The sequence below is a fragment of the Acetivibrio mesophilus genome (genome assembly GCF_004102745.1).
Taxonomy (GTDB): domain Bacteria; phylum Bacillota; class Clostridia; order Acetivibrionales; family Acetivibrionaceae; genus Hungateiclostridium; species Hungateiclostridium mesophilum.
Genome location: NZ_RLII01000001.1, coordinates 175,898 through 201,173, shown reverse-complemented (window position 1 = coordinate 201,173; position 25,276 = coordinate 175,898). Strand labels below are relative to the sequence as shown.

Genomic DNA, 25,276 nt, shown 5'->3' with positions numbered 1-25,276 from the left:
TTCATTTTTACAAACTCACATCCACCGTCAAGCCAGATTTAAATGTCACCGTGAGCTTTTCATCGTAAACGGTTATCGTATCAATCAATTTCCTGACAAGCTGTTCATCGTAGTCTTCCATGACTCCTTTCTGTTGTTTTAGAAATTCCGTCATATCCGCCATTCGCTGTTTCTGACTTGCGTATCCGGCATTTTTGGCCATTGCTGCTTCTTTTTCATCACGCAAGCGGTAAATCTCATCTGCTATTATGGAGTAATCCTCCTTATTATTGGCAAGACGGAGCAGTTCCTTTTGCAACTGTCCCAATTTTTTATCTATCTCCTTAATGGTGCTTTCATCGACCTGGTTCATAACCACAGCAATGTTTCTTTCAAGGATATCCATGAACTGCGTTTTTGCGCCGAAGACCTTGTTAACGGCTTGAATCACCGCTTTTTTCAAATCGGTTTCTCTAACCGTCCGTGCCGTACAGTCCTCAGCCGATTTGTCCAGCCTGCTTGCGCAACGCCATACCACGGACTTGCAACCATGGTTGTTCCAGTGGATTCTTCTGAAAATATCTCCGCACCGTTTGAACCTGAATTTTTTCGCGCGTGACCCCACGCCCGTTTCTGGGGCGAAAAGTGGTAGAGATTTAGACCCCCCTACCCCAGAAACTGTAGAAAATCTCAAAAGTTAAGCTAATCTTAGGATTTCGTGAGATTTTTTGCATCTATTTAAAGCCGTTAATCGGCATTGTTTTCAAATTTGAGTATTAACCTTTTTTTAGAAAAGAGGCGAGTGTTTTAATTTATCTGTCAGTCAAGCGAATGATCTGACAATTTGCTGTTATTCTATCTAACAGAGTCTGGCAAAGATGTTTGTCTTCCACTGCATCTAACCATGCAGATATTTCACGATTGGTAATAAAAATGATACTTCTTGTTTCATTAAGAAAAGTAACTGCTCGATAAAAAGCCTGCAACTCTGACCTGGTTGGTTCTAGATAAAATACATCATCAATAATAATCAAGTCGCATTCCCGCATATAGGAGAAGGTTGCTCCTGCTTTTGGGTTTATATCTTTGTTCTCTACAATAGATACAAAAGTGTCAATGGATGTATAGTAAGTTTTATGTCCATTGTCGATCACTGTTTCTCCAAGATGAACTGCAAGACTAGTTTTGCCTGTCCCGCATTTACCAAGAAGAATAACGTTTTGTTCTTCATTGAGCCACATCAGATGGGATAATTGTTTTATCTGCCATTCCAAACCTTTGTTTAAATTCGATGCATCAAATACTTTGTTGGGAAGTTTGCTTGCCCTTCTTAGCTTGATCTGTTTTTGTCTGGCTCGTATCTCTAGTTCTTTTTGTAATATCATTTGAAGATAATCTAGGTTGGACAGTTTCTCATCATTCAAATCAATATATCCCCTGGCAATATTCCATAGATTTAGCTTCTTAGCCAACTCGCGGATTTCAGTTATATCAGCCATCGATTTCCCTCCTTATCTCCTTGCTACGTGTCAGATGGTTGAAATACTGTTGATTTGGTAAGAACTTCTTTGCTATCTGCTCACCATGCTTATACATTATGTAAGCCAAAAGTTCATAGGCATTGCAGCGTTCAGTCTCAATACAGTATCTTATCCCATCAAGCATTTGCTCCATCGAATAAAACTTCGTCATGCGATTTAAGCGAATGCAATGGCTATTAAAATATTTTGTTTGTTCTTGTTCCATCCGCCGTATAAATTCCTGAGCGATTTCATGCTCTGCAAAATATTGTTTTATAAGAGCATGAGAAACCCTGTTTCTGTTGTTTTTTTCCTCAGCTTTGAATATCTGTCCAGTATCTTCTGTTACTGGATACTTAGCTAATAAATCATTAGTATCGGTATCATAAAATAGAAGTATTTTACCATCATCCTCTATACGTATGCGTTGATATGCATCCATCACACCGACATCAATCTGATAACGATTCCCTTTATAGCTGACCACTCCATTGGAATCAAAGGATGCTACAGTACTTGATACCTCTGAATATGGTTTAACATGAAAAAGCTGTTTTTGTTCTTCAATAAACATTTCTCGTGGCACTTTTCTAGTCACAGTATGAACTCTCCCGTTGCCTTCTCTATCCAACCATGCAAGAGCTGCACTGTTAAGACTGTCAATTCCGGTATATACCCTCCCCTCCAGAAAACTTTGCTTAACATATCCAATTACCTCTTCTACCTTACCTTTACTCTGAGGATCTCTTGGCCTGCATAATGAAACACTGTAGCCGATACGCTTTACATATTCTTCAAAGGCCGGTACAAATATAATATTACCTAGATTTTCGCTAACCACATAGACCCGATCAAGATCATATAGAATTGTCTGTGGTCTTCCTCCAAAATATTGAAATGCATAGTTATGAGCTTTTATGGCTGTTTCGGTCGTGAAGGGATCCGGTGAAAAGCAAACAAATTTCATTCTGCTATAACTCAGAACCATACAAAAGAAATATACCCTTACAATTCTTCCATACATATCTTTAAGTTTATATTGACCAAAATCAGCCTGAGCTTCATATCCTGGTGGCGAGACTTCACGCGGCGAGATTTTCCGCTTCCTGGTATGCTGATACCCATGCTGTTCCCTTAAAGCTTTCATGTAGCGATAGAAAGTAGCTCGTTTAACTTGTAAATCAGGAAAGGCTTCAATTAATTTAAGATAAATATTGGTATCTCGGATTTGTGGGCATATTTTCAATTGCTCTAATATGTACTGTCGATAATTATCCATATGATACTTTTCCTGCTCAGCTTCCCTGGCATAATCCTCTTTGCTCATATTCCAGTATTTACTGACAGAAGGATAGGTGATCCCCAGCGCTTTAGCAGTTTTGGTCTGGGCGAGTCCAAGTGCTTTATATTCCTGGATTTTTTGATATTGCTCGATACCGATCATGTTTTTCCTCCTTTAGTTTTATTATTAAAGCTAGAATACATGTACCAATGCAAGCATAGGCATCACCTCCTTTATAATTGAATACTTATTTAACACAAATAATATTGCTATATTACCTATGTTAGTAAGTATTAGTCTAAGAGTAAAAGAACCAATCATGTACCAAGCTTTGAGCTTGATATGATTGGTTCTAAATGTTAATTCATTTATAGTAAATAATCGTTAATTCTTCTTACTCATTCAATAATCGATTTAATTAAGGCATCTCTGGAATCTAAGTAAAATTGAATATCTATCTTTGTAGCCATTTCATCAGATAAATCAAATAACTGTCTTCGACAAGATACTGGCATTAGAATTGAAGTTGCTCCCTTTTCAACAGCAATTTCAACTAATGTTACTGGATTATGAACAATATCGATAGAACCTCCTAAATTTACTTCACCTACTACTATTAAACCACCTCGAACGCTTTTCTTAAGCATAGCTGTACATAAAGCAATCAACACTCCTATTCCAATTTTTGCACCATTTTTCGCTGAATCAAATGCTCTTAACTGCAATGCAAATTCATGGGATCTAGGATCCTTATCGCCAACTAAAAGTTTACTTTTTGAATACAAATTCTGTTCCGCATAACTAACACTTTCTTTAAATGCAGCAGGTACAGGTTTATTTAAAATCTTAACTCCGTTACCTGGTCCTTCTGTAGCTTCTATCCTAAATAATCCTGGATGCTCATCAAACCCTCCAGGACTTATAGTCCATACTTGTCCAGGCTCAAGTGGATCTATTCCTATACTGTTTTCACTCTGAAGCTCTGGAGTGGATACATATTTTTCAATTCCTTCAGTTCCCATTATATAGCTGAAATGAGTATTTCTAAATTCCGCCGCTCCTATACGTTTTTGCTGTTCTTTAACCCTTCTTCTACTTTCCATTGCTAACCGAACAGACCATTCAATGTCTTCATCTGGAATTTCACTTTCGTCACCTGGGTACAGAAGTTTGAGTAAGCCACTTACAGTTTTATTGACTGCGTTAGTATCACGTCCACTTAAAGCACCACCAAAGTGAACTCTCCCCTGAATCGCTGAAAGCCTGCTTTGTAATCTGAGTTGACTCATACACTCGGATAGAAAATCACTTACTAATCCAAAATGGTCTGTTAATATTTCTTTTCCTATCTTAGGAACATCCCATCCTGGTAAATAAGCATGTATTCTATCCATTAGAGCCGTATCGTCACGCATTTCTGGAGGTAATGGTCCAAGCAAATGTCCAATTCTTTGCTGATGTTCGACATCAACATCAAAATTACCAACCATGACTATACTGCCATCAGCTCTTATACTCTCTTTACCCCTACTAAACTCACCTGATTCCATATAGCCTTTCATTATGTTAATGCCATCTTTTTTATCAAATGAAATGCCTGAAATTTCATCAAAACAAACTACATCATACTGACAAACCAATCCACGTCTACCACTATTATTATCAACAAACATTTTTGCTACAGTCGCCTTGCCACCAGAAACTAAATGCGCATAGGGAGAAACCTGTTGAAACAGATGGCTCTTACCTGTTCCTCGTGGTCCTAGCTCAACTAAATTATAGTTTCTCTCAACAAAAGGAACCATCCTTAAGAAGAATGCATCTTTAGCACGATCATTTAAACCACTCGGTTCAATTCCTATACTTCTCAAAAGAAAATCCTTCCAATCCTTTGTTGTGAACTCTTTTCTCGCATCTGCAAGTACATCAAGTACGTTTTTCTGAGACAACTGTATTGCACGAATACTTTCAATCCCAAACGGTCTTCCCCTATTCTCTTGAGCAATTGTGGCATCATAAGCTAAAGACACCTCTGCATAAAAACCTCCAGTTAATATTCTCTCGTGCTCACTGACTAATTCAGGAGAAATACGTATATCTTTTAATTGTAAACTAGGCAGAGTAGCTACATAGGAATCGCTTTTCTCATCTAATCTTGCATTGATAATATCAATTATCCTTACTTCACCTTGCTCCCTGGCTCTAGCTTTAAACAACTCTTGTTCTCCTGCTTTAACAGTCTTAGACTTCAGTTGTTTCTGAACAATTTCAATTCCTTCTTGAATTTCATCCTCATTAGTACTAGCGCAATATCGACCTAACATAAACTCTACTACATAGGTAGGTACAGGGAATTGCCTGCTGAATGTTCTAACCAAATCTTTTTTTACTAGATATCCATCTAATACTGAGGCAGCAATTTCATCAATTCTGTCAAAATTCATTTATTGCTCACCTCCTATAATAGTTGCTATTTGATAGACTACTTTATCATTTTCATCAAGTACTACTAAAAAGGCAGATTTTCCTTCATAAATATCATCATCAACGACCACTGATGTTATCCCATCTGATGGAAATTCCTTGACCCCCATTACTATTGAGGTTTCTGGCATTGCTGGCTTCGTTCTAATGTCTAGCCTTAAATCCTCAAATTGACCTTCAGCAGCTACTTTACACCTCATGCCCTTCCAAACAATATCTGTAATTGTTAGCAAAGCGCTATTATTACCTTTTGGATCCGATATCAATAAATCAAGCAGGATATTTTCCTGAAGGCTTATCCCTCCATGTGTATATTCTGTATTTGCTCTATAACATCCGGCTCCTTCAGCTAATACAAAATGGACATTCGGATTCCAATACCATTGATAATAGTTACCATCTAATAAGGCTCCTGGTTTTGCTGCAGCGGTCCTCCCCCATTTACTATCAACAAGGGATGCAGCAATATTTACCTTTGGAAGTCCTCCTGGCATCATTAACCAGCCGTGATCTGATAAAATCTTTACTCTAGACCAACCATTTGCAAATAAAATCTCAACCTTTTCAACAACTTCATCAATATAACGACTGAAATTTTGAACTATACGCCAACCCAAACTATGTCCATCTTCATCTATGTGACTATAATCCAACCATGCATTATTTTCTATTTCTTTTCTATAATCACCATGCTTTAATACTTTCCAACCTTTTATATTCATTAGACTTTCTAATCTTTGTGATAATGCTTTTTGATTTGATTCTTTGATCACAGGGCAAAAATCTTCATTATCCACTTCCAAACCAATTAACTCATCTGCTATTGGCATTAAAGCTGGTTTGCAGGTAGCAGTTAATGAAGGGAGCTCGGATAATCTTGACCGATACATTACATCATACCCAAGTGCAGTTAAGTTCTCTGATACTTGTTTTGCCATATCAAACCGTAGTCCGTCTACAAACAAAATACATTCTCCAGGTTTATGTTCGCTAGGAACTGACTTGATTGGATTGGTAGCAATTGCCTTTTGCAAATTCCTAGCACATTCATCTATCCATGAAATGTATATGGATCTTATAGCATTAGTAATCGCATCAATATCCTCTTGTTTTTTTACTAATTGCAAAGCTCTAGAAACCGCATTATCCACTTTCCAACCCCAATCCTCATAAGCTTTAATTATTTCTGTTATGTTTCCAGTAATAATTTTCTGAGTATGTTCTGCAATAATACTTAGCCAGTACATAGCTTCCGCCAATGGAGCATCTCCACTTGCAGCCCATACAAAGTTTCTTCTTTCGCCATGGGTCTTTTCTAATTCAATAATTCTATCTCTTGCGTTATGTTCAGCTAATCCAACTAATAGTTTTAACTCTTTTCTTAATGCATTCTCTTGCTGATCATTCCATTGTGGCGATCTGTCAGGCTCTATACCAAGTGGCATAATAATATTGCGCATGACTTGTGGTATAGCATTATATTTTGCTGGTGCTTCACAAAATCTATCCCACACAGAATCCCATTGTGGCTCTTTCCATGCAATTTTTTCAGCAGCAGTATAAATTGTATCCTGCTCTGGATTAAGCCGAAACTTTGAAATACAAATTTCAACAAAAGCTTCCCACTCTTCATCGCTTTTGCTTTTCTTAAATGAATCGGGATCATTTATCCAGTTAAGAACATCTCTTATGGTATCTCCACCTGTTAAAAGTGCATTAAAATAATCCTTATCTAAATATTCATTTTTTAAAGAGTCGATCTCTTCAAACAAAAGCTTCACTAGAGCTCTTTCAAGTGCTTCAATTGTTTGAGTATCTTGTTGAATATTTAGTCCTAATCCTCCCTTTTTAGTTTTTAAATATGCTAGTGGTGTCCAGTCTCTTGAATTTATCTGAGACCAGATTACACCACGATACTGCAACTCTGCAAGTGGCATAAGTTCCTCAGAGCAGCTTTCCACCGCTCTTATATCTTGTCTACTTACACCTGGCAAATATAGTACCGGAACTTTTCCAATGGGAACTTTATAACTATCAATTAATCCAGAAATAGCTACTCTTAACCATATCGCTGGTCCCATATGAACTTCAGGTTTATATTCCCCAAGTACAAGTAGTTCTGGCATCTCACCTTTAAGTACCTCTACAGCCTTTTCCCAAAGCTTTTCTTTATCAGTCCATAAAATACATTGAGGTGGAGATTCAGCTTCAGGATTATAATTTGCTGCTGCTCTGATGCTGTTTATTATATTATTTATTAATTTCAACTGAACTTCACCTCATCTTCTTTTGCTTTTTTCTTTTCTTCTAGTGTCAAATGGTAATCATTGATTCTATCTCCACCAAACAAATGATACCAAGGACTATTTTCTGTATCTTTACCTCTGTCTTTATTCCATTTAATATTTGGTTTATCTCGTAATACTCCAGCGCCTTTTTTCCCCACATCTCCAACCAGCATAAAAGGACGAATGTTGACACGTACGCCATCATTTAAATCAGGTTCCCAGCCTAAAGGCTGTTTATTAAGAGGCTTCCATCTCACGAATATGTCATATGGAGCTTCTCCTTCGAGTATTAATTCCAATTTCTTTTTCAAACTTATGGCAGCATTTAATTTCTCTTCTGCACCTTCTATGCCGTCCATCATAGCTGATTTCTGTTTACTAATCCAATCCCCCAAGTAAGTATAAATTAAAGTCTCTAGATTCTTTCTGTCTAGCTTATGATAATTCACTAATACTGAAAATCCATCTTTTAAACCATCCCATATTTGCCATATAAATGGACGATGGCCGAACAGCTTATAATGCTGTGTAAAGAACTTATCTCTAAGCCACGACTCCAAACTTTTTCCCGCATGATCAGCATTAGAGAGCAGTTCGGACAATATCTTATTAATATCTTCATCTTTATATGCTGCAGCAAGTAAGTTAAGTAATCTTTCAGAAGCTGGTGTTTCACCCCTTACTGAAGGGATGCAAACAATACCATCCTTATCTGCATAAGGCAATAAGCCCTGAGATTGCGCAATAAGTTCTCTAGATTCTTCAGATAACTCCATATCATCATCTAATTCTGCAGGCCATCTATAACCTAACAGTCTTGCAACTGCGACTTGTAAAGGATCTATTGATTTACGTGGATGACCATGGAATATCCATTGGGTTGGATCATCAGAATATGGTTTGTAAATATCTATATTCGGAGTTGCTTTCTCGTACTTAGAGTATTCAATACTAACTTGCGGGAATGTACCTGCTGTTATACATAGCTTTTTATCTATTTTTCTTACATTTTCAATAAAATCATTAGAAGTCAGATAACACCAAAGTATTGGATAATCTTTCTCATCGTAGGGTGATATTACGACTACATTATCGTCAAATAATTCTCCGTTATAAGGTGTAAATCTCATTTTTCCAGTTTTAGCAATCGCAATACCTTTTTTACCATGAACTCGCTGCCCTCTATATGCAAAACCTACTTCATCTTCAGGATTATACCCGTGACCCCACAATATAATTTCTTGCCTTCCACTCCAACTAATTTCGTGTTTTGGGCTATTCAGCCATGGCTTCGTATAGCTATGTAGCTTACATACCTCCCAAAAAAATCTAATATAATGTGGCCTATCACCAGAAACTGAGCCTTTTCCAAATTCAGCATATTTATAAATGAATTCTCTTTTCTTATTAATATTTATATCAAATATAATTCTACTAGTTGGATTGTTTTTTTGAGCTTCTTGTTTTACACAAATCACATTGTCTACAGTCAAACCACTTGCCTTTTCTAATGGGGTGTTATATTGGTCTAATTCAATCCCACAGTGAATGTAATTATCATCAGGAGTATTATTATGCATTACCATCAATGCAACATTTACATGCTCACCACTAATTGCATCAAATGCATTCGGTCCTAGTCTTGCGATTAATCCAAACTCAATATTTTCTAGCAGTTTGCCCCTAAATTTTTCAAAATATTTCGAGAACAGCCACGCCTGTTGAGTTACAACAGCAAAAGTGCCCTTCTTCTTTAAGAGTTTAATTATTCTTTCAATAAAAACATTAGCTAAATCATATTTTGAGTCAGAATAATATTTTTCACAAAATGTTTTCAATCTTTCTGACTGATTTCCACCTTTTAAATATGGTACATTCGTGACAACAATATCATACCTTTGGCTTAATAAATATATAGCTCTTTCTATCCCTTGAGCCGCTATAATTATTTCCGCCTTATCATAGATATTAAATTCATACTTTTTATCAATCAATTGTTTTATTCGATGCCAATCTTCCTCAAACATCGTACCTTCTGGTAAAATACTTTCAGGGTCTAACAAACTTCCAAGCAATGGTGCATCTTTAAAATAATTATATAAACTTTCTAAACTATATTTTAATTTAGAGTCATTGCCTGCTAAGCTTAACCACTCATCTTTTTTTATATTAAAGGATTGACCACACCAAGCTATATTTAACTTAGGGATTTTCCTAAATCCTTTAGTATTGGGGTATTTCCATGCATTCAAAGCAACAGAAAAAGCTGCTATTTCTACACATCTTTGATCAATCTCAAGTCCGTAAATGTTATCCTTCAAGACAACATCACAGGCTTCTTCTGCTGTGAGACCTTCTTCATCCGCTCTCAGTTTAACAAGCATTTTAAATGCTGATACCAAAAAGTGACCAGATCCGCAACATGGGTCAAGAACTTTTAATTCAGACAAATTATTATAGTTTTCTATATGAACTCCACTTGCAACCACCCATTCACCTGACGAATTTCTTACAAATCTAGTATACTTTAATGGCATTTCATCCGTTGAAATAATTTTTCTTAATTCATCTTCATTTTTTATATTAACATTTTTAAGTTCCTTAACCTTTTTTGATGCCCATAAAGCACCGATTGAGTTATCTAAAAGAAAATCAACCATATAGGAGTCAGTAAAAAGTTGCGTTACAGCTGGTAATTCCTTTGCACCAATCTTTGATTCAGACTTGTTAATCAGTTCTTTCTTCTTATTTTGCCAAAATTGATAAGCCCATCCTAAACTATCGAATGCTTTAAATACATCACCTTCAATACTTGAAACAAGATTTTCAAGCTGCCTTTGCTTTTCTGGAGATAATTCAACTTTAAAAACTGGTGCGTCAGCCCTAAAAACTTGCGGTAACATTTTAGTTGCAAGTTTTGCCGCTACTTCCCAACCATTCTTCATCTCTAATTCCTGAGCCAATTCATCACATTCTGATAATGTAACTGGAACAGCGTTCTCAATATCATCATCTTCATAATACATAAGCAAATCATTTTCTGCTAAAAACCTTGCAAAAAGCATTCTATGCCAATGTTCATAGGCAATTTCCTCAATTAATCTATCAATTTCTTGAGTTTCTGTTTTTGGATCTCGAACATCGCCTAGATTTCGACCATGTGCTCGTAATCTTCTACGCAATGCTCGCTCATCCTCTGACAAATAACTATATGGCGAAGCTTCACCTACTCCTAGTTGTTCTAGAGCAATTCTTGCTGCTTCCTCTGCTATTTCCCTAGCATTCTCTATGGTTCTTTCAAATTTATTTCTTAACTCCTTCGATAAAGGTTTCAATCATTTCACCTCCTGATTAGCGTACAATTATTGGTCCATCGACTAATTTTTCTTTAAGCTGAACTCTTATTTCTTCAATCCAACGATTAATTTCTTCTTCTGATTTAAGTGTGCGTTTGGGTATCTCAACCATTTGCAACTTTGGTTCGAGTTCTTTTGCGGCCATCTCGGTAGCCATATTAAATTTGGCTTGTAATGCCGCTTCTTTGTCAGTCCATGATCTTAATGGGTACTGCCTTAAAGCACTCAATAATTCCTCATATGTTCCTAAAGCAATTGGCTGAATTTTCGAGAGCCCGCTTTGTTTTAATATACTAGTTCGCTTCTCTTCACTTAATCTGCTCCAAGCTTCGTTACTATTTAGCTTTTTATTTAAATAGTCGTAAACACTTGAATATTTTGAATACTTCTCATTTATTGTAGTTCTCAATATATTTTCTAAAGACTTTAATAGTGGTACTATCATATCAGGCTCATGAAGAAGTTGACGTTCTTCTTTTATGGATTGTACTTGTTTCTTAATATCACTAATAGCATCTTCATTAGAAACAAGAGATATCATCTGTTCTAATTTATTCCAATTGATAATCCTACTTTCAATGTTCAACTTCAACTTAGACCACTCTTCAATAAGCGTTTCTAGTTTATTTCTATTTTCATAAATCGATAATAACTGTTCATTACCTGTCTGATATTTAAGCTCATTAATTAGCGACGTATCTGGCTTATCAGGTCTAGGTTCTACTCCTCCAGCATCTTCTGCAAGCTCTAACATATAATTAATGAAATCTTCAGCTTTTAAAGACTCGTTGCCTGCATCAGCCTTAATACCTGCTTTTTGATACAACTTCCTAATCTGGATTCTTTGTATCGTAGAGATTGTCACAGATTCTATTTTAAAGGTCATCTTACCAATTTGTTTTCTTTCAATATCTTTTGGATTAACTATATTCCCAGATTCGTCCAAACATCGAATCAACCCTGCAACCATTAAAGCAAGTAACGACCCATCTATAGCATCTCCAGACCAACCGTAAGGTGCATTTTCGAATTCCCTTCTGATATCTGTTCCTTTTTTCCCGCTGCCTATATAATTCATAACTTTTTTACATACAGCATGTTCAGATACATCTCCATTAAAACCTACATATTTAAGTGAATCAGGTGCACCTTCTTTAGCTTTTGAAAAGACTTTATTCCAATTAGGATTATCTGCTATATCAAACTCTTGAAAAAGCCTATGAATTGAGTTTTTAGCAGCAGATGATATGGCGTCCTTTAGGTTTGCTTCAATAATCTCATTTCCCCCCGCTTGGAAGACCTTAGCTTCAGATAAAGCCTCTCTTAACAATTCATCAATATTTCTTTCAGCATTGTTTTTAATCGTCTCCATGGCCGCCATAGCCTCTTTGCCCTCAGGGGTTACAGGAGCCGGTGAACCCTTTTTGCTTAGAGTAGCAGTAGAAGCTTTTGACTCCACTAGATAATTTGCAATCTCCGCTCTCTTCGGGATAAATACGAAAATTGTAGGTGATTGATTTCCTGCTTGTCTTGCATCAATCCTTACTGAATCTTCATCTGTACTCCATTCATTTCTAACCCATACATAAACATTATTATTAGCATCTGCTGGTAATGTTGTGCCAAAGAAGAAATTGATATCTCTAACTACCTTTGACTGTCCATGCATAATTGTTGATTTCCCTACTGTTTCAACAAATTTCTTTTTGATTCTATCTTCTCTTTCAGCATTTACACGATGCATTTCATTTCGAAGAACATTTTGATTACTCGCATAATCATCCAACCAAGCTAAATTCTCCTCAGTCTGTATTCTGTACTCATCATCTACCTTCATAAGCAGCTCGCAATCATCTAATAAATCACCAAGCCTACTTCTAAGCTGTGAGCTCCCACTAGATAAATCTGTAACCATAAGATCTGCCAAAGTGTCTATATTCGACTTTATTCCAATCTCATTATTACTTCCAGCTAATTTATTAATTAAGAAAATCAGCCCACAGGCTCTAGAAACTAGCCTCTCATCATCTCCTTGCGTGTACCACAGCATAGTTTTCTCATGTACTTTTCTTGGTAAAACTCTAGCATGAAGCATTTTATCTGCCAAATCGTAGTATAAATAATCTGCAGGAATCACATTTCCTAATGGCTCGTTTATATTCGATTGGGTAGCTTTATGAACCATGCTTAGCTGATTCCTTAACTGGCTATCCGTACCTGTTTGATCTAGTACTCTTAATGTGTTTTCCCAAAACCTTCTTCTAACCGGTAATATTGGATAATCTTGAGTGAAGTATTCTACATCCCTTTGATTATGCCCAATACTAGTTGCAGTTAAATGTCTAGATATTTCACCAATATTTTTCTCCATAATTTTTCTTATCTCTTGCACTTTGTCTGGCTTCTTAGCTAAAATCACTTTTCTTACAACCGCATCGACATCAGTATCAGATAATTCTATTCTAACAGTAAATCGTCCTTCTAATTTTTTTAATAATGCTGTTCCTGTTACAGCTGTTTGCCCAGTTCCAATAAATAGCAGTTTGCTTCCGATTTGCTTACTACATGCTTCAACAACCTCTTGCACATCCATTGCCCTTTGAGTACTGTCGCCAATATATTGTTCAACTTCATCTAATACAACTAAGGTCAATGGCATTTGGCCACCTTTTGATAGTGCATCTTTAATTGATTTAATCATTTCATCGCTTGTGACATCTGACTTATTCGGAAATCTATTATTTAAGGTTTCAACACAGCTTTCTGGAGTAGGGAATAGGTTAGGTTTTACTTCTGACAAGCTTTCATGCAGCCCTTCTGCCACATAAAGGTTATCTAGTTCTTCATTCCAATCATATCCTTTAGCTTCTACCTTCTCTTTTACTTGGTCATAAATTTTCTCAGACTTCAGCCACATAACAAATGATGCATTTGCATAATTTTCTGGTAACCCTGCAGATTTATATATTATTCTCAGTAAAGCCAACCTAACGCTTCCACTAGCACCAGCACTCAATGTACCCATGGCTGCATGCAAACCGCCATATCTTTTAGCTTGAGTACTTAATTCATGAAGGAGAACTTTTATACTATCAGGTAAATCTGCTAATGATCTAGCTCTTGCACCATCTTGAAACTCGACATCCTGCCAAAAAGCACCTAACATTTTTACTAAGTGTGATTTACCAGAACCAAAAAAGCCACTAACCCAAACTGCTGGTTGTTGTTCGTGTCCCAAGTTTCTTAAATAAACTTCAAGAATATGTTCCATCCCTTTTTCATATTGCCCGTCACAAACAAAAGTCTCTACTTCATAACGAAGCACATTAAGATTCCTATCATTAACGCTTGCAACGCCTTCATTAACAAGTTTACGTTCTAATGGATTAATCAAATATACATCTTTATTCAGCATATAAATCCCCCTTAGATTATTTTATTACATGTAATAGGTAGTGCATGATAGTTCCAGCCATCATACCCATCAAGTAACCGATAATTATTATTTTCATAACTTCCTGGGAAGAACACCAGAAGCCTTCCTTTCACCATTGGTGATAACCTATCAACTAAATCTCTAACCTTTATAAATCCAAAGATAGAACCAACACCTGAAAGTGCAACTACATCTTCATCAGTAATATTTTCACTGTCAATAAACCTTCTGAATTTTTCTTCTATATAGTCACTATATTTATGAATAATATTAGACAATAGTTTTGGATTTTTATAATAACTCTTTGCATAACGTTGACTATGCATCCACTCTGAGAATGTATCTGTTAAGTTAAATTCTACCCACCCATGATTTAAATTTCTTGTAGCTAATTCAAATTCTGTAATCTTAGCCTTAAGTCTACGCTCATCAGATTCCTGGTAAACTGCAAAAATTACTCTTTGAGCTGCAGCAAGATCTCTCCAAGGAATCGAAATAGTTTTTTCGTAATTCTTTAATAGTACATCAATTTTGCTCATAAATTAAATCTGCCTCCTCCTTAGTAATAAGGTTTGGAAGTGAAATCTCCATCACATTACCAATTCGCTTAAAAAATATCCATCCACGAGCTGAAGCATTTTCAGCAAGTTCTATTGCCATTTCCTTAGAACAATCATTTATCTCCATATACGTTGTTTCAAAAAGAGCTGGACCTCGCTGCCCCTCTAAATATCCAAGGTATATAGCATATGCCACAGTAGCAGGTGTAGCTTTCGCTTGAACTCTGACTTTATCACGTCTCCCCTTTAGGTGACCGCTTTTTGTCCAGCTAGACAAAATATTACGAGCCATTGATTGTAGTGTAGATTCACTAAATCGATTTGGCTCCATCTCATCAATCAACTCTTCTATAGACTTTTTTTTGACTTCGGCATTATGTTCTAATGATTTAATTGCTTTGAAAGAGTAGTTTAGAACTCTGTCTCTACAAAATGCACAAAGCATTGCTAGTAGTGGTCTTCCTTCTTCATCACGATTCCAGAAAAATAATAAATTCCTGAAAATCGATATTGTAGGATCAAGCGAGTATAATTCCGTTAAAAAATTAGCTGTTATTGTCCGGGAAGAAGATGATCTCTTCAAAAGGCAATTTTGATCTATAATAGCTTTAATATAATCATCATATACAATCGCATCTGGAACAGCTTCAAGGAGATTTGATAACTCTTCTAACATTATAGTCCGACCTGTATGGACGCTCCTTTTATTATATTTAAAACCAAACCTCTCTAAAATTGATTTTTCCACGTTGTCACCATCCATCTATTTATATTCTTTTAACGCTTTTATAAGTAATTCACTTACACCATTCTTTTCACAAAAATCTATAATTAGAGCACGCGCCATTCTATTAGGTATAACTTTATTATTTTCCCATCTATTAACTGTTGAAAAGCTAACATGCACTGCTTCAGCAAAATCTGTTTGACTCATCTTGAGCTCATTTCTTATAGCCTTAATCGTTTCAGAAATTATCATTTTATCACGCTCCTATATTAATATTATAGCATTGTCTATATAGCAAAGTCTATAATCAATTGAATTATTTACATCTATACTGTCTCCTCAACCCTATAGATATATCTAATCTGTCAACTCAACCCTACCCATATTCTAGCTCAAATTTTGCACAAAAATATACCCTCGATATGTTTCCACGTACACATATCGAGGGCTTAGGTCGAGTAGACAGATTCACTTTCATTTTATAAAACCTAGTATCTTCAAGGCTTTCCGGACTTTATTTTCTAGACATCAAGCAAATGGTCTCAACATGAAATTCTTAGGCTATTTCACACTTTCTTAAAAACACAGTGAAAATGCTGTATTTATGCTGGTTTAACATCCAACCTGTTCACTCGTAAAAAATAATTTTCAGTAGGCTATTTTAATTTTCTTGCTTCAATGTGTACTTTTTTATCAGCTACCATTTCGCTTTTTGCCATGTATCCATGACCTTTGTAATGCTGTACTCTAAATGTGCAAGTCCTTATTTGAAAAAACAACTATTGCCGTTCCGAACAGCGCGACGGCTCCTGCGAAAAGGACAACCATTCCCCAGATTGCACCCGGTTCTCCTGCAATGATGCCATCTGAATTAAACAAGGTGAAGAATGTAGCATATTTTGCGTTTTCCAGGTCTTTTCCAGCGTTGGCCATCATCTGAACAATAAATCCAAGCGCAGGAATTCCGGCACCTACACCGACAGCATATTTGCTGTCATTAAATATACAGGAACATAGAAAGCAAATGCCACCTATAAAAAGCTGCAGGCACAGCACTCCGATGTTGAGTAAAATAAACTTTCCGATATCAAGCTCGCCGGGGAACGAAATTTCGCAATTGACTATTCCCAACAGAGTGGCATACAGAACCAGCGCAAACAGTCCGGTAACCATGACCTTCATCTGAGTGAAGGCAACCGTTTCGCGCTTTACCGGAGCCGACAGCAGATATGTCATTGAACCGCGGTCAACATGGCGTGCGATAAGTTTATTGGCACTGAGTATGCAAAAAAGCATAGGAAATACAAGCATGATAAATCCGTAAAGATACGCCTCCATGAAGCTGACAAGCTCAGCTGATGCCGGATTCATGCCCACGATAGCCATCAGTTCCGGCATGGCTTTGGCAAACTCGTTCAGAGCGCTTCCGAGCGCCGGGTCAAACATAGAGACGATAACGGTAAAATACATGGTAATTACAGCGGCAAAAATCAGAAGCATCTTCCAACTTCCCTGGATACCGCGTTTATATAACGTCCAATTTATCATGACCTGTCACCCCCGTAATACTGCATAAAAATTTCTTCAAGGCTCTGATTAGGTGTGATAATGTTTATCACGGGATAACGGTTCATAACAGATATCAGCTCTTTGATATTGTTCTGCACAATCACAGTAACTTGATTGTGTGTAACACCCGAAATACGCAATCCCTCTTCAGCAAACGCAGCTGCGGCATCCTCATTTTCCAATGTGATTACAAATTTCTTTACCTGTGCCGCCTTTAAAGCTTCCACGGCATCCAACGCCGCAAGCCTGCCGTTTCTGATAATGGCAACACGGTCGCAGGTGCGCTCTACCTCTTCAAATATATGGGAGGACATCAGAATCGCCTTACCCTTTGCTTTCTCCTCCAGCACCAGTTCTATAAACCGGTTTTGCATCAGCGGATCAAGTCCGCTTGTAGGTTCGTCAAGGATCAAGACTTCAGGATCGTGCATAAAGGCTGCCACAATACCGACCTTCTGTTTCATTCCTTTGCTCATTTTCTTGAGCTTACTCCGCGGGTCCAACTCAAATCGGTCACACAATTCTTTTGTGCGCCCGTTTGATTTTGTCTTACGGTATTTTGACATAAAGGATAAAAACTCTGTCCCGGTCATATCATCAAAGAACACCATTTCTCCCGGGATATATCCCAGAGTTTTCTGAATATCGGTGCGATCTTTCCAGCAATTCTTCCCCCCTATGGTGCAATATCCTTTTTCAGGTTTCAAAAAACCCATCAGGTGACGGATAGTCGTGGTTTTTCCCGCGCCGTTTGGCCCGAGAAAGCCAAACACCTCGCCCTGATTAATCGAAAAGGATAAATTAAACACTCCGCGCCCGTTGCCGTAATCTCTGGTCAAACTTTGAATTTCGCATACACCCATGAGCACACCTCCTCAGACTATAATCAATATTGATATAACATAAGCTCTCTTTGCTTCGGCTTCTATTGTTTTCCGAAGTGATTTAAACCAGAAAATTGCAACTCTCACTTCTTTGAGCTGTATTTTCTGCTTTTTCTCTGGACTCCGTCTTCGCTTTTTATAACATTACTTCGGTGCTGTTTCTCAATCTGCACCGCTTGGAATGTTTCCTTTGAGATTATCGCCGGATTTTATTCTCTGCCCGATAATATGAATCGTGTTTTCCGTTATCCAACAACCGTACATTGCCTATATACTTTTCATTACTGAGCATTACGTCAATTGTTCTCTTAGGCCAAGTCGCCTTTCCGGTAGGGGACTTGATCCCCAGGCGTTCCAGCTCTTTCACGATACCTAAAACACTTTTACCCTGAAGATAGAGGTTATATATCAATCGGACATTTTTCGCCTCTGTCTCATCAATAGCCAGATTACCATCTTCATCACTGTAATACCCATAGCATTTTCTATTATATAGCTTTGAAGTTCCTTGTGCAGCGCGTTGTTTGATTCCCCACTTAATATTTTCACTGCGTGATTCGTTCTCTGCCTGCACAATTGATTCTATAATTGAAATCAAAAGGTCATTATCAGTATCAGCTGTATCAAGGACTTCCTGTTCAAATATAACACGAACACCGCGATTTCTTAGCTGGTTCAATGCATCGAGAATTTCCACCGTGTCTCGGCCAAATCTGCTGATGCTCTTGGTTAGAACAATTTCTATATCACGCGACTTACAATCCTTTAGCATACGGGTAAATTCTTTACGGGAAGAACCCGTCTTGCTTGAAGCAATGTCAATATATACATAAACCAATAGCCATTTTGGATTGGCTGCCGTTAATCTTGTTAGCGCCGATACTTGAGCCGCAAGGCTTTTCAACTGTTCCGTACTGTTTGTACTCACACGGCAATATATGCCCACTCGTTTTTCACGCTTTGGAGGCAATGGAGGTATAAGGTGAATTATTTTATTATCGGCCATAATATGCCTCCTTTTTTTTGCAGCCCGGTGTAAAGTCTAATCTATAATGTTCATTTTCGCAAAATAAACAATGTAAATTTTAGCCCGATTTTTATACCGTATTTATCTGCTTGTTCTCCTAATTCATTATCATCACGATTAAGGTATCTGAAAAAAGTTTTATCGGTCTTTTCAACTGTAAAACCACATTTTTCAAACTTTTCATACCATGTTGTATCTTCTTTCATTCCAGCCCACATGGGTCTACCCCATAATTGAAATACATTTTTAATTGCTTCGATATCTGACCATTCATTTTCTATCGCTATTAAACATCCGCCTTTTCTTAAAACACGGAAAATTTCTTTTAATGCTCGAATTTTTCCTTGTTCGCCTGATCTTGTCGAGCTTACACCAATAAAACTGGTGACCATATCAAGTGAATTATCTTTAATTGGCATGTCCATAGCACTGAAAGATGCCAGGTCAATATTAAATTCTTTCAAATCATGGTTTATGTATTGCCGCCATGATTTAATCAATAGAGAACATGCGTCTGTTGCCAAACATACTATGTCAGGATATTTTGAAAGAATAATGGGGGTTAATCCCATTCCCGGACCACATGCAATCTCCATGAAAGGAGTGGGATTTTCGTCAAAAACATCTAGCACATCAGTAAAAAAATAACTTAATAAATCGTCTTCTACTTTGAAAGCTTTATCCCACCTGTCTTTAAAGACTCCGTTTAACCAAAGATCGACATCATTCTTATCAAAATTATCACCGTCGTTATCAGAACCAAAATAATAATCACCACTTATTACTTCTATGGGTTGTCTATTGAATCTGCTTCTAAAATACTCATTCATGTTATACACCGCCTAATAATTATATTATCATATTTCCACCATGTTAGTTAGCCTATTTTTGTGTTTTTTATACCCACATCCAACCTGACCACACAACCCCAAAAACATCTGAAAAAACATCTAAATCGTGCACTCGCGAACGCTGACATCTAACCCGACCACTCGCCGAGCTATGACATCTAAATCGCTCTGTCACAAGGAAATTTGCTTGTTTCGACCTGTTCTTACGAAGTGAAATTCGGGCACTATCTGAGTAGTGATTTTTATGGTGAGAACCTCGAAACGCCCTTATATCAAGGCCTTTTTTACACTTGATTTTTAAACCCTTGACATCAATACTACGCACTCAACATGTGTTGGGTGAGGAATAGGAATGCAAATTTCCTTTATCATTTTTCTTTTTTTTAATCTGCTTATGCATTTTACTCTGCACTGCATTAGAATATCCAGTCTTATATACAAATGTCAGCTTGTACGGATTAGCATTTCCATTCTCGTCAATCTCTCCGATAATAACCTTTTCTACAATACTTTCAAACACACAGCGGTCAAAAATCTTTAATATTTCATTATTTTCAAGTACCTTACGAAAATGTGCAATCCGTTTTTCCAGGTTAATTTCTTCCCTAGAGGATTGTTCCAGCTGTTCTCTTTCTGTTAATAATCCTTCTAAAATTGATTCCAATTCACTGTATTTTTTCTCATAAGTGGCTTTATCAATTGTTTCCTCTAAACGCATATCAACCAACCTATTACGTTTCTGCTCAATAGCATGAATTTCATTTTCTACTTTAGCTAATTGTTTTTGAAAATCATTTTTGCTAAGAACACTTTCCATCCTTTCTATAAGTTCATCCAGAACATCTGAATTATTCTGGCATAGCAGTTTATATGATTCAACAAATGCACTCTCAAGAATTTTTTCTTCAATTGCTTTGCTTGGTGGGCAATATTTCTTGCCTTTTTTAGTAGCAGTTACGCATTGCCAGATAACCTTTTCGTGAGCGCTACCACTATGCCAGTTCCGGCGCGATAAATTACTTCCGCAAAAAGCACACTCCAGCTTACTGCTAAAAGCATATTGCCTACTGTATTTTTCACGTTTTCCCTTTTCTACTCCGCGACGGTTTGCACCTCTCCTGTTTAAGATTGCTTGCGCCTTTTCAAATATTTCTTCACTAATAATTGGTTCGTGATGGTTCTTTATATAGAATTGGTCTTCCTCACCGTAATTGTCTAATCTTCTTTTGGAAATTGGATCAACGGTAAAGGTCTTGCCTTGCAAAACATCACCTTTGTATTTTTCATTTTTTATGATTCCTAATACTGTTGTATCATGCCATTCTGTATTGCCATTTTTGGTTTTATAACCAAGACTGGTCAACTCTTTTGCAATAACATAAGCACCCGCACCATCAATATACCGATTAAATATGTATCTAACAACATCAGCTTCCGCTTCATTTATTGATATACTCTTGTCATTAGGATTATAATCATACCCTAGGCAGCTCTGGAAACCAACCAGTTCTCCTCGCTTCATTTTCATTTTCAAGCCTTTTTTTACATTGGCTGATATGTTCTCTACTTCCTGCTGCGCCACTGAGCTTAATATGACAAGCAGAAGCTCTCCGTCCATTGTCAATGTGTTGATATTTTCATCTTCAAAAAATACAGCTATATTTCTTTCCTTCAACATCCGGACATATTTTAAGGTATCCAAGGTATTTCTGGCAAACCTTGAAATGGATTTTGTTATGATCATATCAATTTTACCATCCATGCAATCGTTAATCATGCGCTGGAAATTTTCACGTTTTGTAACCTGGGTACCTGTTATCGCCTCATCAGCATAGATGTCAACCAATACCCAATCCTTACGCTTTTTCACTAAGTCTGTGTAATACATAACCTGTGATTTATAGCTGTTTAATTGTTCCTCTGAATCCGTACTAACTCTTGCATAAGGAGCTACACGCAAAATATCCGCTATTTTTCCTGCAGTACGGTCAGATATTTTTCTGTTCGCTTTTATTACTTCAACTTCATGCATTAAAAGTCCTCCTTCGCAAAATGATTATTACGAAACCAGTATAATGAATAACTACCTATATGCCAAATGTACAAATTAAGAAGTCAGGTCTGAAACTACACCGTAATCCTGCATAAGTTTATTTTTAATCAGAGAAAATTCTTTCTCGGTTATCAGAGCCAAAGACAACAATTGTCCCAGCATGGCAATCTGCATACTGTATCGAATCAATTTACCTTTCATAAAGACCCTCCTTTTCAGCAATCACCAATACTTCTAATTTTCAGATTCACAGTAGGAAATGCGCCTTAGTTTGAACAGCATATGCACACATGCTTTCATTAACAGGCGCAATCCTATCCTGCGTTACTGTTTTGGTTTTTGTATACTTATGTTACATCCGGCAGACAGCGGTTGACCGTCCTCATAGGAATCACACCTCCCCGTCAGCGACCGGGGCGCACTCTGGGACTTAACCTCGACTATGCGCAAGTATCATTATCCCTCCGTATGCGTTATCGCCAAAAGTGTAACCAACACTTTTCATTGCATAAGTATTCTTCGCTCACACCTTACCTTCATCCAGTCCATAAACGGAATTGATCCTTCGGTTGGAACCGGCGTTATACCGGCAGATGGTCCTGGCGTACCTGCAATTTGGCTTTCCTTCTCAGGACATACGGGGAAAGTACCGGATAAACACTTATTCAATTATCAAAGAACACTTGAGGGGGTAGTATATGTCCCTCTACTAATCAGCAGATTTTTTGCTCAAAAGTTGCACCCCTTACAGAAATTTTTTAAAAATTTCTCAATATTCTTTAATGCTTTTTCAATTGAACGGGATACTTGACATTTGTTAACACCCTCAATCCTGGCTATTTCTGCTTTGCTCATGCCAAGAAAAAAATGCGCATAGATACGCTTTGCCTGTTTTTCCGGCAGGCTGTTGATAGCAGCATATAATTCCTGTTTGCTCAGTTTTCGTTCATAGATTTCTTCCGGTGATAATACAAGCAGAACAATACCTCTTTCTATTCCATCATCAGCGTCAAGAGAATAGTAGGCCTTGTTTACCCGGATGCGCTCGTAATCTGCATGTTCTTTTCGCTCAATCTGTTTGATCAGTTCTGCAACTTCATCTGCAATTTCAATAAAAAAGTCAGATTTATAAAACGGGTATAAATCCCTTAAATTGATCTTTTTCATATATGAACCTCCGTTTTGATTTTTTTGAGTTAAAAAACCAAAACAGAGGAGGAGGAGAGCGGCAGCCGATACAATTCTCCTTTTTTCGACAAAAAAAGCCTACTTGGATACAATCCAAATAAGCTTTTTCTAAAACTGCGCTATTGTGTTTCCTAATATTACGCTCTGTTAGTTCTACTTGATGCCCACATTTGCCCTGTGATAAAAATGAGCTTTTTTTAACAATTGGAGATTAGCTGTGCGGCAAAAAATGATGTCGGCTTTATCAAACCCGACCGCTATATATTAGCGGATGATGACCCCTCGTATTATGCTGGATAAACATTATTAAACCCTCCAAACCCGTAAGCCTGAAGGGGAATTCTTTAACCATGCGAAAACCCCGCCAAACTCACGTTTTTTTTATTTAGCGGGTATCGCCTATCTTAATAACTTAATGAAAACCATATCTAATATGGAATTTAATGATGATACGCTCTATTAGTTCTTATTTTTATAGCTCTCATGTATCGTTTAACCTCCTAAACAGGAACTGTAAACTGTTATCGGAGGTGAACCAATGATGCACAACGATTTAGATAGTTTAGGTGAAATTCTAAAAGCTGCAAGAAAAAGCAATAACCTTACCCGTGAACAATTAGCAGAAAGAATAAACATATCACCCCGATATTTGATGTCCATAGAAAACGAGAATAAAAAGCCAAGCTATAGTGTTCTTTTTCGCCTCATCCGCGAATTAGGCATATCAGCTGACGCAATTTTCTATCCTGAAGGTAAACATACCAATAATGAAATAGATCAAATTACTCGCTTGCTTTACCAGTGTGATAAGCGCGGTCTCAAGGTTCTGTCAGCGACAATTAAAGCTTTATTGGAAACTAAATGATGCCTGATGTCCATTTGTTGTTACCCGTAACTGCAATTTTGAAGACATTGGTAGCTCGACATCCTTTGCACCGGCCTACTTATCTACATTCAAATACACGATATCAAATCTAAAAACTTAATACGTAACAAGTAAAATAAAAGGAAAAAACCTGCCAGACGAAAAGCGGGCAGGTTTAGTACACACAGTAAATGCGGCAACCAGGCTATCATAGTGTTACTAAGCACCTTAGACCCTTTGGCTTTGCGTCCTTGACTTTCGACAAGTTTGCTATTAACGCTCATTATTTAATTTATTCCATAAAGGCTTCAATTTCTTTTCAATTTACTACCGTTATATTTTATATACTACTACCATGGCCGGTTGCCTTTGAGTTTTTTCTACTTTTTTAAGTTCTTTGGTGGCTCCGGCTGGTACATAAGAAACATGCTCGTTGTTCCAATATTTGTCATGGCCACTACAGCGAACACTGCTGCCAATCCTTGAAATAGAGATTTGCTAATAAATTTTAACATTCTAATTCGCCTCCCTTCTTATTTAAAGTAAGCAGGAAATCGCATAAGCCAATAAATCTATGTCCCACAGGTGTTAATGTAAAAGCTTGCCAAAGCAGTGCAATTGATATAACCCAGGCAGGCAAGCTATTAGACCCCAAGGCAATAGCAGTTATAGATAAAATCACAACTGTTAGTAATGTGTACCATCGGAAGGCTAATTCTATTTTATTGTCTTTAAAAGGTTTATTGGAAGGAGCCTGTGGAGGATAGAGCCAATATAAACTAAATGTTAATACGAGAATGCCAAGTAAAATAGCAGGATGCAACTGCCGGATGAATGGGTAATTTACTTTGATGGAATATCCCAATACCGTAAATATGAAAACACTTGTTACTAAACACCTATAGTATGCTGAACAATGTGCTCCACCTGATAAGGTGCGGATGATGCCAGTTACGATAAGTAATATCGCAACTTCAAAGGTAATATCCATGATGAAAGCAAAGGAAAAAAGAACACACAATTTAATAATACTGCCTACCAAAATTTCTGCACCAAAAGACAGAAATTCTGTCTGATCTGCTCTGGAAACTTTTTTTGCCACATATGTTCCTAATGCTTGTCCAATTTTATGAATTGAAATTTCATTCATCTATGTCACCTCTGGCTCCATAGTATCACGTATTCCATATATTTCCTAGGGTAATTG

Annotated in this window: 21 protein-coding genes and 1 riboswitch; of the genes, 1 reads left to right on the top strand and 20 read right to left on the bottom strand. The window is 37.1% G+C overall.

The genetic code is table 11. From position 1 onward, the window contains the following. Positions 1-7: 7 nt before the first annotated feature. The 18 genes from EFD62_RS00985 to EFD62_RS00900 form a co-directional block, all read right to left on the bottom strand. A complete protein-coding gene (locus EFD62_RS00985) occupies positions 8-604 on the bottom strand; it encodes a recombinase zinc beta ribbon domain-containing protein (RefSeq protein WP_083225163.1) in 597 nt (198 codons plus the stop codon). A 187-nt stretch (positions 605-791) separates the two neighbouring features. After that, positions 792-1,478 carry an ATP-binding protein gene (locus EFD62_RS00980; protein ID WP_069194702.1) on the bottom strand — a complete coding sequence of 229 codons (687 nt, stop codon included), beginning with the start codon at positions 1,476-1,478 and terminating at the stop codon, positions 792-794. Continuing rightward, complete coding sequence (istA, locus tag EFD62_RS00975; protein ID WP_069194703.1) at positions 1,471-2,943, bottom strand: IS21 family transposase; 1,473 nt, start codon at positions 2,941-2,943, stop codon at positions 1,471-1,473. The genes EFD62_RS00980 and istA overlap by 8 nt, the downstream gene beginning before the upstream one ends. A 236-nt stretch (positions 2,944-3,179) precedes the next feature. Continuing rightward, a complete protein-coding gene (brxL, locus tag EFD62_RS00970; RefSeq protein WP_128705607.1) occupies positions 3,180-5,225 on the bottom strand; it encodes a BREX system Lon protease-like protein BrxL in 2,046 nt (681 codons plus the stop codon). After that, on the bottom strand, positions 5,226-7,532 hold the full coding sequence (gene pglZ, locus EFD62_RS00965; protein WP_128705606.1) for a BREX-1 system phosphatase PglZ type B: 2,307 nt from the start codon (positions 7,530-7,532) through the stop codon (positions 5,226-5,228). Beyond that, positions 7,529-10,888 carry an Eco57I restriction-modification methylase domain-containing protein gene (locus EFD62_RS00960; protein WP_128705605.1) on the bottom strand — a complete coding sequence of 1,120 codons (3,360 nt, stop codon included), beginning with the start codon at positions 10,886-10,888 and terminating at the stop codon, positions 7,529-7,531. Before EFD62_RS00960 ends, pglZ begins: the two co-directional genes overlap by 4 nt. 16 nt (positions 10,889-10,904) lie before the next feature. Further along, entirely contained in the window at positions 10,905-14,324 is a 3,420-nt protein-coding gene (gene brxC / locus EFD62_RS00955; RefSeq protein ID WP_128705604.1) for a BREX system P-loop protein BrxC, read from the bottom strand. An 11-nt stretch (positions 14,325-14,335) separates the two neighbouring features. Continuing rightward, on the bottom strand, positions 14,336-14,884 hold the full coding sequence (locus EFD62_RS00950; RefSeq protein WP_069194708.1) for a BREX protein BrxB domain-containing protein: 549 nt from the start codon (positions 14,882-14,884) through the stop codon (positions 14,336-14,338). Beyond that, the gene (locus EFD62_RS00945) at positions 14,871-15,653 is read right to left on the bottom strand and encodes a hypothetical protein (RefSeq protein WP_128705603.1); all 783 of its coding nucleotides are present in this window, start codon (positions 15,651-15,653) and stop codon (positions 14,871-14,873) included. Before EFD62_RS00945 ends, EFD62_RS00950 begins: the two co-directional genes overlap by 14 nt. Positions 15,654-15,668: 15 nt before the next feature. Then, entirely contained in the window at positions 15,669-15,884 is a 216-nt protein-coding gene (locus tag EFD62_RS00940; RefSeq protein WP_128705602.1) for a helix-turn-helix domain-containing protein, read from the bottom strand. 495 nt (positions 15,885-16,379) lie between these two features. Next, a complete protein-coding gene (locus EFD62_RS00935) occupies positions 16,380-17,180 on the bottom strand; it encodes an ABC transporter permease subunit (RefSeq protein ID WP_069194710.1) in 801 nt (266 codons plus the stop codon). Continuing rightward, positions 17,177-18,064 (bottom strand): ABC transporter ATP-binding protein, encoded by an 888-nt coding sequence (locus EFD62_RS00930; protein WP_069194711.1) that lies wholly within the window; start codon positions 18,062-18,064, stop codon positions 17,177-17,179. The genes EFD62_RS00935 and EFD62_RS00930 overlap by 4 nt, the downstream gene beginning before the upstream one ends. A 217-nt stretch (positions 18,065-18,281) precedes the next feature. After that, positions 18,282-19,091 (bottom strand): recombinase family protein, encoded by an 810-nt coding sequence (locus EFD62_RS00920; RefSeq protein ID WP_069194712.1) that lies wholly within the window; start codon positions 19,089-19,091, stop codon positions 18,282-18,284. 50 nt (positions 19,092-19,141) lie between these two features. Continuing rightward, positions 19,142-19,942 carry a class I SAM-dependent methyltransferase gene (locus EFD62_RS00915; protein WP_128705601.1) on the bottom strand — a complete coding sequence of 267 codons (801 nt, stop codon included), beginning with the start codon at positions 19,940-19,942 and terminating at the stop codon, positions 19,142-19,144. Between the two features lie 346 nt (positions 19,943-20,288). Then, positions 20,289-21,995 (bottom strand): recombinase family protein, encoded by a 1,707-nt coding sequence (locus EFD62_RS00910; RefSeq protein ID WP_069194714.1) that lies wholly within the window; start codon positions 21,993-21,995, stop codon positions 20,289-20,291. A 75-nt stretch (positions 21,996-22,070) separates the two neighbouring features. After that, positions 22,071-22,217, bottom strand: coding sequence for an SHOCT domain-containing protein (locus EFD62_RS00905; RefSeq protein WP_014256545.1), 147 nt, complete (start codon positions 22,215-22,217; stop codon positions 22,071-22,073). A 300-nt stretch (positions 22,218-22,517) separates the two neighbouring features. Further along, a complete protein-coding gene (locus EFD62_RS17425; RefSeq protein WP_155522877.1) occupies positions 22,518-22,685 on the bottom strand; it encodes a hypothetical protein in 168 nt (55 codons plus the stop codon). Between the two features lie 60 nt (positions 22,686-22,745). Next, a complete protein-coding gene (locus EFD62_RS00900) occupies positions 22,746-23,183 on the bottom strand; it encodes a sigma factor-like helix-turn-helix DNA-binding protein (protein WP_069194715.1) in 438 nt (145 codons plus the stop codon). 559 nt (positions 23,184-23,742) lie between these two features. Here EFD62_RS00900 and EFD62_RS00895 point away from each other — a divergent pair. Continuing rightward, positions 23,743-24,069: a helix-turn-helix domain-containing protein gene (locus tag EFD62_RS00895; RefSeq protein WP_083225164.1), complete on the top strand. Its 327-nt coding sequence runs from the start codon at positions 23,743-23,745 to the stop codon at positions 24,067-24,069. Positions 24,070-24,261: 192 nt separating this feature from the next. Then, positions 24,262-24,351: riboswitch (cyclic di-GMP riboswitch) on the bottom strand. Positions 24,352-24,449: 98 nt separating this feature from the next. Here the strand turns inward: EFD62_RS00895 and EFD62_RS00890 are convergent. Both EFD62_RS00890 and EFD62_RS00885 read right to left on the bottom strand, forming a co-directional pair. Further along, entirely contained in the window at positions 24,450-24,584 is a 135-nt protein-coding gene (locus tag EFD62_RS00890) for a cyclic lactone autoinducer peptide (protein ID WP_083225165.1), read from the bottom strand. Then, on the bottom strand, positions 24,578-25,219 hold the full coding sequence (locus EFD62_RS00885) for an accessory gene regulator ArgB-like protein (RefSeq protein ID WP_069194716.1): 642 nt from the start codon (positions 25,217-25,219) through the stop codon (positions 24,578-24,580). Before EFD62_RS00885 ends, EFD62_RS00890 begins: the two co-directional genes overlap by 7 nt. Between the last annotated feature and the right edge of the window lie 57 nt (positions 25,220-25,276).